General features: G+C 38.3%; 15 protein-coding genes and 2 tRNA genes. 5 read left to right on the top strand and 12 right to left on the bottom strand.

Annotated elements, in window-relative coordinates; genetic code table 11:
• Positions 1-232 precede the first annotated feature (232 nt).
• The 12 genes from H1S01_RS10765 to H1S01_RS10710 form a co-directional block, all read right to left on the bottom strand.
• Positions 233-475, bottom strand: coding sequence for a hypothetical protein (locus H1S01_RS10765; RefSeq protein WP_188040469.1), 243 nt, complete (start codon positions 473-475; stop codon positions 233-235).
• Between the two features lie 83 nt (positions 476-558).
• A complete protein-coding gene (locus H1S01_RS10760; RefSeq protein ID WP_188040468.1) occupies positions 559-759 on the bottom strand; it encodes a hypothetical protein in 201 nt (66 codons plus the stop codon).
• 297 nt (positions 760-1,056) lie between these two features.
• Entirely contained in the window at positions 1,057-1,515 is a 459-nt protein-coding gene (locus H1S01_RS10755) for a guanylate kinase (protein ID WP_188040466.1), read from the bottom strand.
• Positions 1,516-1,518: 3 nt separating this feature from the next.
• Positions 1,519-2,205, bottom strand: a complete 687-nt coding sequence (locus H1S01_RS10750; protein WP_188040464.1) for a DUF7002 family protein — start codon at positions 2,203-2,205, stop codon at positions 1,519-1,521.
• 31 nt (positions 2,206-2,236) lie between these two features.
• Entirely contained in the window at positions 2,237-3,304 is a 1,068-nt protein-coding gene (locus H1S01_RS10745; protein WP_188040462.1) for an adenylosuccinate synthetase, read from the bottom strand.
• A gap of 316 nt (positions 3,305-3,620) precedes the next feature.
• Complete coding sequence (locus tag H1S01_RS10740) at positions 3,621-4,094, bottom strand: hypothetical protein (RefSeq protein WP_188040460.1); 474 nt, start codon at positions 4,092-4,094, stop codon at positions 3,621-3,623.
• A 363-nt stretch (positions 4,095-4,457) separates the two neighbouring features.
• Positions 4,458-5,132: a hypothetical protein gene (locus H1S01_RS10735; RefSeq protein WP_188040458.1), complete on the bottom strand. Its 675-nt coding sequence runs from the start codon at positions 5,130-5,132 to the stop codon at positions 4,458-4,460.
• A 368-nt stretch (positions 5,133-5,500) separates the two neighbouring features.
• Entirely contained in the window at positions 5,501-5,746 is a 246-nt protein-coding gene (locus H1S01_RS10730; RefSeq protein ID WP_188040456.1) for a hypothetical protein, read from the bottom strand.
• Positions 5,747-6,113: 367 nt separating this feature from the next.
• Complete coding sequence (locus H1S01_RS10725; protein WP_188040454.1) at positions 6,114-6,536, bottom strand: GNAT family N-acetyltransferase; 423 nt, start codon at positions 6,534-6,536, stop codon at positions 6,114-6,116.
• A gap of 298 nt (positions 6,537-6,834) precedes the next feature.
• The gene (locus tag H1S01_RS10720; RefSeq protein WP_188040453.1) at positions 6,835-7,227 is read right to left on the bottom strand and encodes a hypothetical protein; all 393 of its coding nucleotides are present in this window, start codon (positions 7,225-7,227) and stop codon (positions 6,835-6,837) included.
• A 132-nt stretch (positions 7,228-7,359) separates the two neighbouring features.
• Positions 7,360-7,773 (bottom strand): hypothetical protein, encoded by a 414-nt coding sequence (locus H1S01_RS10715; protein ID WP_188040451.1) that lies wholly within the window; start codon positions 7,771-7,773, stop codon positions 7,360-7,362.
• A gap of 101 nt (positions 7,774-7,874) precedes the next feature.
• Positions 7,875-8,039, bottom strand: a complete 165-nt coding sequence (locus tag H1S01_RS10710) for a hypothetical protein (RefSeq protein ID WP_188040449.1) — start codon at positions 8,037-8,039, stop codon at positions 7,875-7,877.
• Positions 8,040-8,349: 310 nt separating this feature from the next.
• Here H1S01_RS10710 and H1S01_RS10705 point away from each other — a divergent pair, with 310 nt between their 5' ends.
• The 5 genes from H1S01_RS10705 (at position 8,350) to H1S01_RS10685 (ending at position 11,283) form a co-directional block, all read left to right on the top strand.
• Positions 8,350-8,877 carry a hypothetical protein gene (locus H1S01_RS10705; protein ID WP_188040447.1) on the top strand — a complete coding sequence of 176 codons (528 nt, stop codon included), beginning with the start codon at positions 8,350-8,352 and terminating at the stop codon, positions 8,875-8,877.
• A gap of 13 nt (positions 8,878-8,890) precedes the next feature.
• On the top strand, positions 8,891-9,175 hold the full coding sequence (locus H1S01_RS10700; protein ID WP_188040445.1) for a hypothetical protein: 285 nt from the start codon (positions 8,891-8,893) through the stop codon (positions 9,173-9,175).
• A 635-nt stretch (positions 9,176-9,810) separates the two neighbouring features.
• Positions 9,811-10,419 carry a hypothetical protein gene (locus H1S01_RS10695; protein WP_188040442.1) on the top strand — a complete coding sequence of 203 codons (609 nt, stop codon included), beginning with the start codon at positions 9,811-9,813 and terminating at the stop codon, positions 10,417-10,419.
• 396 nt (positions 10,420-10,815) lie between these two features.
• A tRNA-Thr gene (locus tag H1S01_RS10690) sits at positions 10,816-10,906 on the top strand.
• 301 nt (positions 10,907-11,207) lie between these two features.
• Positions 11,208-11,283: transfer RNA gene (locus H1S01_RS10685), tRNA-Thr, on the top strand.
• Positions 11,284-12,168 lie beyond the last annotated feature (885 nt).

Here is a 12,168-nt window from a genome sequence, read left to right as displayed (position 1 = left end):
ATACTTATATTTTATCATAATTGAATTAAATGGAAAGCAACCCTTTTTTATTACCAACACTTTATGAAATTCGATCTCGTGCCTTATCTTCTTATATGGCTCACATAGGACGAGTTTTGACCCATCTACCCCTCCCAACCCCACAAAATAGCCTCCCTTATCCCAAGAAAAACTCATCTTCTATGTAAAAGGCAAAAACGACCCCACCAATAATGGTGAGATCGTCGGAGGTTCAATGGTTGTTGAGTTTTTCGAGGTCTTTTCGAAATGCGGTAGCTAAAGTTTTATAGGTGGCTAAGTCCTCGTCAATTTGCTCTCGAATCATCTCTGGTATTTCTATACCAGCTGAATTAACCCGCAGTAGGAATTCTTCTATTTCATTTGAAGCCTTCTCACAACGAGCAGATTCTTTGGTTATGATGGACTTTTCCCTAGCCGTACGCATTTGACGACGTTCCCCAAGCCACTCAAACAATAGTCCCACCTCCGGGTTTAGGATACCCCAGTTGACCACTAAAACAAAACGACCCCGCCAATAACGGCGAGATCGCTTAGAGGTTAATGAACGCGTTTCTTCATCTGTTCACGCTGATCACAAAACAGTTCGGCCCGATTACTCGATTTCTCAAGGCTTTCCTTTAATAACTCCTGAACGCTGTTCGGAACAGTCAGCCCTGCGGCTTCGATTTGATGTTGGAAAAACTCAAGGTCTTTGGCTAAGGTGGCGTTTCTCTTACACTTGTCATTCAAGTTAGCCAAAGCAAGCTCATCTTCTTCCCTCTTCCGCTGCCGTCGAGATTCAAGCCATTTCTGGATGAAGACGCATCACCTCCGGGGTTAGTGTGTCCCAGGAGAAAAATAAACAGCCCATCCACACTGCCCTCGCGATAACGGGTGTAGTTTGGGAGTACAGTATAGATGAGCGATTTGCTCAGTTATTATAGCCTATTCCTTAAGTTATATAATAATTGGATATTCAACAATTAATAAGACTAGATTTAATAAAGCGAATAATACTTTTTGATTGTATATAATTATCTTCTGAGTTATTGATAATTATGTCACTTGTTGCAAACAATCGGAGAACTTCTTCCGATAACTATCTAGCCGTTTCATAGCATAATTACTTCTTTGTTCCAGTCGAGTTCTACAGTCTTTTAAGGATGCGTAAACACCAACTACTAAAATACGATTTGGGTATTGTTTTCTTAACATTTTTACCCCATGCTCATCAAGTATGATAGACGCAGTTATATTTTTTGTTATTAGTTCTTCAACGGATTCTTTTGTAGTTGCGTATAGGTGACCGTTATATTCGGTAACTTCTAACAGTTTACCATTGTTATTTCTTTCAATTATATCTTCCCTGGTTTTAAAAATATAATCTCTTCCATTGCTCTCATCCGGACGAGGCGGACGTGAAGTTAGACTTAGTATTTTGGGAATACCCATGACCGTTTGAAGACTACTCTTACCAGAGCCACTTGGTCCTATAAAAGCTACGATATTAGTCACCTTTTAAACCTCCCCAAAGTTAGAAATCGGACAGTAATAATCCTGCCAATCTCTTGGAATTTGGTCGACGCTTTCTGTAAAAACCTTTTCAACATGATCAGAAAGATTCATAACTTTAGACTCCACAAGCACTTCTTTTATTTCTGATACTTTTGTAGGAACGTGAGGGCATCTGTTAGTACCTAAACAATTAGCTGGAAGAAAAATATCAAAGTTTTTTTTGTATGTACATGAAGAAGGATTCTGAGGGCTACTACCTGAGTTATATTTGCAAAATTTTGTAGAATCCCAACACGCTGATAGAATTGTTTGTGCATTAAAGACTATGATAGCAGCTTTCTTTTGTGGGATTCTTCGTTTATAAGATCCAAACATGCTTAAGCAATCGCCCTTATTTAACCAGAAAAAAACGTGCCTATCCAGGAACTTACGAAAGTCATGAGGTGTTATTCCATCTGCAAACATGCTATTTACGATTTCTAATTGGTCATTAGCAATAAAGGTTTTTTCATTATATATTGTTTCAATCGGTTTGGAACGTCTATCTTTTGATAAATTAGGGTCTACTGAGTTACATGAAATTAATGTATTAGAGGATTGTATCGACTCCAGATTTTGAATATCAGTATAATGGTATAAACTTGCATATCGTCCAATGAAAAGTTTAACCACATTCGCAATTTTATCCATAAAGCCACCTTTCCTAACTAAACGGATAATGTTATCGCTCTTTACGGCGGTCGATAATATGCTCATTGTCTGGTCCTGTACCAATTAATGTAACCGGTACGTCGGTTTCATTTTCGATTTTTTTTATGAATTGTTGAGATTCGTTTGAAAGAAGCTTAAATTGTTTTATTCCAAAGTCTTTGTGATTTATATAATCCACGTGGTTTAAGCAAAAATCTGAAGGTGTGTAAATTTTTACCATTAATTTTAATCGCTCAAAGTCAAAAGCGAACACTCGTCTCCTTTTATGAGTCGTAGTTGAATATTCTTTTTCCTTAAGATGACCAATTGGCATCCCGGCATTTTGTTCGATATCTTCCCAACGTAATTCTTGTTTGGACCAAGGGCCAGATTGACCGCCTACTCTAATGGGAAACGGTCTTATAACACAATAAATATTTTTTAGGGCATCAATTGGAATTCCACAATCAGCAACCATTTGAGCCAAATTTGTCTGTCTAGAAGTGCAATGAGGAAAATCAAATCCATGGTTTATATCAAGCTCAAATCCTTGAGCACCCTCGATTACAATGGATTCCCCTGAGTCAATTGCGTTATGGAGAATAATATCGGTTCCATTTTGGGCTATAAAGTCAGTAAGTTCTGGCTCATCCCGACATAGTTTTACTGATGACTTTCGCATTATCTTTTCAATATAAGCAGCCGCTCCACCGGTTTGAGTCGAAGAGATGTTTAATAAATTAGAGTCCTTTTTTTCTTGTTCTCTATGATATTTCTGAACTACCACGGCTCTTGGACTAATTTTTAGTCGTTCTCTAACTTTAAACTGACTATCATATGTATTAATCTCTTCTATAAGTTTATCTAAATCCACCGCTGCTGCTGGTCCAATTAGTAATTGGGTATTCTTATTTACAAGTGCAATTGGAAGTTGGTGTACAACAACTTTATTCTTACCTAACTTCCATGTATGTCCCGCATTTGGGAAAAAGTTGTTTATTGCATATTTTATATTATCTTTACAAGCAATATATCCTGCGATTTTTCCTTTTCCCTCAGAACCAATTTGTCCACCAATAATCGCTGACACGACTTTCATTTTATATCCTCCCGAATGAATAGGATGATTCTGTAGTTTTCGTTACATGAGTATGCTCTCGGTGGACAAGTTAGGATAAAATCGATATTATTTAATTCAAATTTGCAACTGATAAATTATTTATATTTACTTTCCAATAATTAAATAGCAGATATGCCGCTGTTGATCTGTTGTGTAATCCCCTACAAAAAACAACCGCCCATTCACGCTGCTCCCGACAACGAGTGGTATTTGGGAGGTCAGTGTAAATGGGCGATTGTGTGAGGTTGTTAATGGCTTAACATTAGCGAGATAACGAAGGAATCTCTGATAACGCCTAGTCCTGTGATAAAAAGATAAACCTATCATCTTCAATATTTAACTTAATGCCCAATCCATTACTCTCCAGTAATCTTTCGAAAAACCTCAAAAAGTATTTCCTGGACTCTAATATCTGTTCTATTTCTGTTGGGCTGAGTACTCGAAAATCACAGTTCCAATGGCAGTTATCTTTATTCTCTAGTAAACCTCCAGCCAATGTAATTATTTCATCCTGTGAATCATTCGAAAGTAGTTTGTCCGATATAAAGATCACCTTTATGTAATTGGCCCTGCTAAAATTAGATTCATCTTCTATCCCTTTAAGGTACGGATAATCCTCTAATGAACTAGGTCGACGATAATCGACCAAGACCATGAAACTTATCAAGTCTCCGCAATAACCGTCTTTCAATAGAAATACTTCTACGTCCCTTAAACGTAATAACCTGGTCATCGTTATCTGCCTCATAACTTCCTCCATTATTTTCAATCTTTTCAAATATCCTTCGACATTATACCAGGATTTTCCTCCCAGCCGATTAAATACGTTTTTAGATAGACGTAGCCACCTGATAAACGACAAAAAAAATACCGGGAGCTAGGCTTCTCGGTAGGCAGATGGATATTTGAAAAGAAGGTATTTTTAGATTAACATGCCTCGATATTGGAGTTCAAAGGACCGTAGACCTATTTTTTTACCTAATAATTTCCTCCACCCATCAAACTCGACCCTCCACATTCCCCCCCTACGCCTCCCAACGCGACCAACCATACCAATTCATACCACAACGGGGGGTCAAAACGAACGTGGGCCATTACAGCGGGTGTAGTGGGATGTGGGGGTTTTGGGTAATTATTTATTGAAACCGAACATTATGTTGCCATTCTTATCAAAAGCTTTGACTTCTGTGAAACTATCTCCTTTTGCGTTTTCTATAAAATGTATATAGTAATCCTTATTGATAGTATCAAGAACAGTGTTCCTCCCATCGTTATAAGTTATAACCACTCTTGTTACTCGCGGATCGCAAATTAAGCCAAATATCGCGTTATCAACACCTTGAACTGTTATCGCGGATGAATCAATATCTCCACCGCAACTAGCACCTTCAGTGACATTGTAGCTAAAGGAATTATTTTTTTCTAACTTTAGCATTCCCATCGAGTAAAATGTTTTATTTTTTATATTCTCGAATTCTTCACGACTATTTTTGTCCAAACAAGTTGTGACGTTATAATTCAATGAGTAAAGTATGTATGCATTATTATTTATGATACCTATTTCATGTATTTTTATGGAGTTTTCCACTATTTCTTTTTTCATAGTAACCATAGAAGTTTTATCAAACTCACTCTTTATTAAATTAGGTGCAGCGTTCCTAATATCAGGTAGTTCTTTTTGAAGATCTATTTTTCCACTTTTCTCCAGAACATCCTGGGCAGCCTCCCTAGAGTCCCCGTAATTACAACCAGATGCCAAGAACAACGCCATCATAAATGACATGAGAAGAACTATATTTTTTTTCAAATCCAACCCTCTTTCAAACTTAAATTTCATTTATTTATTATCATTTCTATTACTGCATAAAATATCCTGCTTAATTATTATTATTACAAGCCCCCCCACATCGCCCCCTACCCCTCAAACCAACCAACCATACCATTCATACCACAACAGGGGTCGAATCGGACGTGGGCCATTACAGTGGCTTTATGTTGGTAATGGGGGATTTTAGGAGTTTATGCGGTATTCTGATCTAGTTATTTCAAGCTAGGGTTCGGGTAACGTCGGTGTAGATAAAAGTAACAGTCCCAACTCGTATGCTGGGACTGCATATTCATTTTGAAGTTTTTCATTAAGAGTAACACCTACTGTAACTATCTGGAACTAAGATATTAAATGAATAAATAGTCTAAAGGATCATTGCTCTCTTCACTATCTACCTGTTCTTCTTCGTCCAATTCTTCGATAGCTTTAGTTACAGATCTTAAAACAATTTTATAAACATTGCAAATACCTTCTGCCGCTCCAATAATAGACTGTTCTTCACCACCGATTTTAGCTACATGCTTAATATTTGCTTTTTCTAGCAATTTAAGTGTTAGTTCTTTAGCAATTTGTGCTTCTAACTCACGTGACATTTATTGCACCTCCTCTTGATAGTTAATCGATACATTATTCTACATTGACAAAGATAATCCCGGCAAAAGTTATATTTTTTTGAATCAAATGTATATTGAGCTGGATGCGTTCTCACTCCACCAAACCCGCCCCTCCACACCCCCCCTACGCCCTCCAACGCGACCACCGATACCTTTCATACCACAACGGGATTCAATCGAACGTGGGCCATTACAGCGGTCTTAAAGTGGATAAGAGGGATTTTGGGTGATAATTCACTTCATTATTTCGGCATTTATGCCGACGTTAGGCCGACAGAACTGGGTTCCGGGATAAAAAAAGAAAACAGCCCTGCGTGTGGACCGGGCTGATACCGTTTACTCTTTACTAATGCAGTTTGCTTATCCGACGCATACACCGTACTTCACCAAGGCTCTCGACAAATCCCCACTTCTCATAAAAAGGAACTAAATCCGGCATACAGAACAAGTCAAAGATATAAACGGACTTTAACTTAGGATGATTAGATATATACTCCATTAACTCACGACCAAGACCTGTTTTCCGATAAGACGATTCTACAATAACATCTAAGAGAATTGCTTTGTAAGCAAAGTCCGTAATCACTCGGGCAAAGGCAATTACCTTATTCGTTTCGGGTGTCGTGAAAGCCACAACGAAGTTAGAATTCTCTACAGCCCGTTTGAAATCAGGGTACTCACGACCTTTTCCCCACCATTCCTGCTTGCACATATGAAAAACGTCTTTTAGCTGTTCTTCATTAAGATGGTTGATAATTTCGTAAAGCATAGGGCTTCCTCTCCTCCTGTTACGTCTTCGCTATGCTTTAGCTTTCTTCATTCGCTATCGAAAAACCTTTGACCACCTATTTATTTCCTCCACCCAACAAAACCGATCCCACACGTCGTCCCCTACGCCCTCCAACGCGACCAACCATACCATTCATATCACAACGGGGGTCAAATCAGACGTGGGCCATTACAGCGGCCTTATGTGGGGATGGGGGATGTTAGGGTTATAAAAAAAGCAGCATTTACCCTCCCTGAGCCTCCCATAAAAGACTTATAGGCAAAGTACTCGACTTGTATTACTTTCTTACTTCGAGCAGAATAACTGGATTGAAATATAAATCTTTTACTCTATCACCTATTCTTTTATAACAATCAAGAATGAACCTATTGCATTTATTTACATTAGATGTCCACTCTACGTTCTCATCAAATAAACGATATGAATCAATAGCTATTAGCTCCGCATATGGTATTACTCTACCATTTATAACTTTGAACAATTCTACCGAGGCAATAAGGACACTATTGTCCAAGCAGAACGCTACAAATTTATTTAGTTTTGAAAACGGAATATATATCTCATTTCCAGAATGATAAGATTCAATACTGAAAGCATTCAAAAATTCCTCTTCGCGAATAATCGTATTTTTTATAAGAGATTTGTCCTTTACCACCACCATCTCCCCCACCGTGGCCCTCGCCACTGTCTCCTTCAAAGTCGCTAGTAGTATCACAAGAGCCCCAGCCGTTGCCGATACACCACAATCGATATCAAATCTACCACCGTGATTGGAACGGCTGCTAAGATAAAACCCGACCCTTCACGGACTTGAAGAATAAATTGCATTTATAAAATCGTTTACTTCACGTGTGTTTACTTGATAACAGGATTTATGTTCGTTGCAAAGAAAACTATCCCCATTTAATGTTATTGTAATGATTTCATTTGAATTTATAAATATCGTAACAGTCGTAGGACCACCCTTTACGCTCGGACCATAATATGCACTTATATCATCTTTTTTTATGCTATTTAACAACTTAATTAATAATACTATTTCCGTTTCAGTTAGGGATTTTGTCACTCCTTTTCGGGGAGAAAATACTTCGACTTTTTGTATCTTGTCGGCTGTCAAACTTGTAAAAGACGGACTTACATTCTTACCATTACAACCAAAAACAGAGACCATCAAAAGCCCAAGAAAAATTGGAACTAATACCTTTTTAACGGACATAATCACAGTCATCCTTTATATAGATATCTTCTTGCTCGTCAACTATCGCCACTGTCTCCTCCAAAGTCTCCGTCGTTATTTCCGAAATCCGTTATGCAAAATCATCTAGAACTATCACCATCAGATATAACTGCAAAATCAGCATCGCCACCACCGTGGCCAAGACTGGATTTACTGCCACGTATGGTTTTAACCACAATCGCTATCAAAATCACGACTGCCGCTAATATCGTCGAAGCTATCGCCTTAAAGAGAAAGGATCTCATGATATCCCCTCCATTACGCATGAACTCGCTGATTACTTCGTAGGAGTTATCACAAAATCCTTCTTTTTCTGGCAATTGCAGTAATTGGATTCTGACCTTCCAAATAACCGCCCCTCCACGTTCCCCCCTACGCCCTACAACGCAACCTACCATACCATTCATACCACAGCGGGGGTCGAATCGAACGTGGGCCATAACAGCGGGTATGGTGGGAGATGGGGGTTTTTACATTTTTTAAAGAGGAAATTTCAGATATAGGTCGAAATAGTAATTGAAATATCTGTAAACCAAACCATAAGGAGTGAACCGATTGAAACGATTCTTCCTCTTACTATTCATAATGAGCATTGTGAGTTTAATTATTTATAAGGCGACCGAACCGCCAGTGACAATCACCTTCGGAAGTTTTGCACATTACTACAGTGATGAAACTGCTACACAAAAGGCATATAGCGTTGTTATCGGTAGAGTTAAAAAGGTTTTAGGTACAAATAATAACGGCTATCCAAAAACAGAAATCTTAGTTGAAGTTGAGAAAAACTTCAAAGGTGACCTAAATAGTGAATTCATTTTTCTTCAAGACGGGGGACTAGATGAAGAAACTGGCTCTATAGTCCAGATTGGAGATTATAAGATACTTGCTCCCGGTAATCGATATTTGTTCTTCTTAAATAAAGCTGACGCTGAACCAGGCAAGTACTGGTCGATCGGAGGTCCACAAACCGTATATCTTGTATCAGGCGATATAGCAAAAAATGCGTTTAGTTCGACTAGAGATAAAAGTATTTCCGAACTTGAGGAAATAATCAATCTTAGCTTAACTAAGGGATACCATTAGTGGGGGTCTTAAATTGATTATTGAAGTTCGGTTAAACATAGACAAAGAATACATCTCTTGCCCAGCTAAGGTTGGAAGAAACATCAATAAGCTACGAGAAGAATTCCTTAACTGGCTTTACGACAGAACTATAGATCATCAATTTTGGATGTACCGTAATGGTCAAAAATTCGGTGTTTGTTTAAGAGCAAGTGCATTCGTATATTGGCTGAATCGTCGTCGCTATAGAAGAAATGTTGCGAAGATGGTTGAAAAGAAGATGCCTCAAGACCGTGTGAAGAAAACGATTTTCTTTTAACTCTGAATAATACCTCCCCACTGGTCTTCCAATAACGGGGCTTATCGGTAAGTCGTACGCAATACTATAAATGGAGATGAATATTTGACAGTTAAGCACAAGAATAGAATAATAATTAAGGTGTCTTTGTTTTTGTTGATATTTATTTTAACTCTAACTGGTAATCTTCAATACTTCGCGGCAAGGCTGTCCACTGCAATTTATGTATCAATAAAGTATAGCGAAATGAAGTTTAATTTCAAATATGTAGAGTTCTCATCTCAATTCGGTAATTATACCGTAGCATACGAAGATAAAAACGGAAATACCGTTAGCTTTATGGTCACCCCAAAGTTTTTTCCTATACTGATGTTACATGATCCCCTTGATCCTCAAGGATAACCCTAGCATTAGAACCGGTTTATAAACAACCGCCCATTCACGCTGCTCCCGACAACCAGTGGTATTTGGGAAGTCAATGTAAATGGGCAATTGTGTGAGGTTATTATGGCTGACTGGACCGGATTCATTATTTCAACGATATCTTCGAAAATCATATCTATCATTCGGCTCATTCAGTCTATGACCGTTTCTCTTTTAGGAGTTTTGGAATATTCGTGAGAATGATTGTATCGATTTGGAGGTGTCGAAATTATATGAAAGAGCAATTAGATTTTGACGACGATGAAGATAAGAGGGTTTCTAATATAACGAAAATTAGAAAAGTTATTTTATATTGGTTACTTGGAATTATTTACACTGCCTTCATTGGTTTGCAGTTAGGTAGAATTCAATCCATCGCTGATTATAATTATACATTGCACGAAATGTTCTATATACCTGCTAATTTAGCTATTTATTTTGTTCCAATATTATTTTTAATATATATTTATTTGGTTATAATTTCTTCACGAAGACATCCCAGAGAAAAATTAAGTTCTATTACGAAATTGAAGACAGGACTAGTTGTCACTTCCATTATTGCAATATCTCTAACTGTTGTGTATCAATTTAATGAAAGTTTATTGAGTGGTATTTTTGAAATCAAAGAGAAATCACAAGACGGTTCTAGTTACTATCTAGTAATTGAGGATAAAAAAATATTAGTCTCTAAAAATGAATATAACTTGATAAAAGTTAATACGAATTATTTGATTACGTATCTATGGAACTCGTTTTCGCCCGATACGGGCAAGTTACTTAGTATTGAGCCGGACTCTCCGCAGTATTTTTCAAATGAAGATAATGTCCCCTCTGTCGATTAAGACAAAACCCCTGTAGTCCCACTGTAGTTCCCCCTAACGCTGCCCCCTTAAAAATCTCTAACAATCTAAAAACCTCGCCTTTCACCAGCGGGCCTTTTGCTGCTATATCCCCTTAACCCAATCCCTTCTTCTCCCAAGCAACGCCGACCTAACATCCCATATCTTACTCTCTGTCCAAGCTTTCAAAAATTGGCTATAATCTTACCCAGAGAAAGACCGTCTTCCAACAGAGCAACTGACTTGTAATCAGTATATCAACGTATATTGGACTTAGATTACACGTTCCCGAGATTGTCAAAGCGGATCACGTTCGGAATTTCCCGTTTACTCCACTATTCTCATGATTTTACGGCTTCTATCTCACTTTATCACAGATGAAAATTTAACTTGACTCGCCGGCGTAGCTCAACTGGTAGAGCAACTGACTTGTAATCAGTTGTTCCAACGTTCATTACACCGAGACTATACATCTCTAGTCTGTCATCCATGGGGGTATGCATTAATTTCCACGACCCCCAATTTGCTCATTGAAATACCCCATGACTATTGATTAATGCAACTCACCAAATTGGAGATTACTTGACTTGACTCGACGGCGTAGCTCAACTTGTAGAGCTACTGACTTGTAATCAGTTGTTCCAACGTTCATTACACCGAGACTATACATCTCTAGACTGTCATCCATGTGGGAATGCACTAATTTCCACGACCCCTAATTGCCTCATGGAGATACCCCATGACTATTGATTAATGCAACTCACTAAATTGGAGATTACTTAACTTGACTCGCCGGCGTAGCTCAACAGGTAGAGCAACTGACTTGTAATCAGTAGGTTGCGGGTTCAAGTCCTGTCGCCGGCTCCACTACATATGCGGGTTAGCAGGATCACCAGGTGGAAGAGGGAACCAAAATGTGGTTACGGTCGTAGTTACGGAGGGGCATCTCTGGTGAAGCCTTGGGGTTGAAATGGCCCGGTACGCAGGGGAAACCGACGAAGGCAGTGTGCTGACGGCGGTTTTTTGCGTTTTTGTTAAAAATTTTGTGGTGAGGGTTATGGGGATATAATGAGGCCCAGTGGGGGGGTACGCCATTTAAGCTCTCCCGTAAAATGTAATCATTAGAAAAAACACGAACGGGATTAAACAGACCAAAGAGAAAAGAACCGATAACCATAATTTCTGGTAGTAAATATCCTCTTTGTTTGATATTTTAACTAGTAAATCTATAAAAGTTCGTAGAAAAACAAAGCACAACGTGGCATAGATGATGATTAATAAAATGAACAATGCAACTCACTCTATCCTTCCTCTGATTCTTTATATAGCAAACCTCCGCTTTTATACATCTTGGAAATTTAAGTAGTTCTTTGTTGTTGGTGGCTTCGGTTCTTTTATTTTACCTCCTGTTTCTTAATCCGATTTAACGCAATTAAATACGAAGGAAAAATCGCTATTATAAACGGATATGTAGACCAAATGGAGGCAATGGCTTGGAGATAACATTCGATAACGAGAACACGCTAATTATCCCCTACCTTATCCATTAGTCAAAATTTTCTTCATTGTAACATAATGGATATGTGTAAGCTATGAAATCCGTCTACGGCGATATGATGCCATTAGACGGTTTTTACAGTCCAGGAACGAGGCCCGATACGGGCTACGGGATGATCGTCCTTCCCCATTACCGACACGGCAAAAATAAGCGTGGTGTGACAGTATTTTTGCAGGATATTTGCCAAGAGATCT

The sequence above is a fragment of the Heliobacterium chlorum genome (genome assembly GCF_014502795.1).
Classification (GTDB): Bacteria; Bacillota; Desulfitobacteriia; order Heliobacteriales; family Heliobacteriaceae; genus Heliobacterium; species Heliobacterium chlorum.
This window is presented reverse-complemented; position numbering and strand designations above follow the sequence as displayed.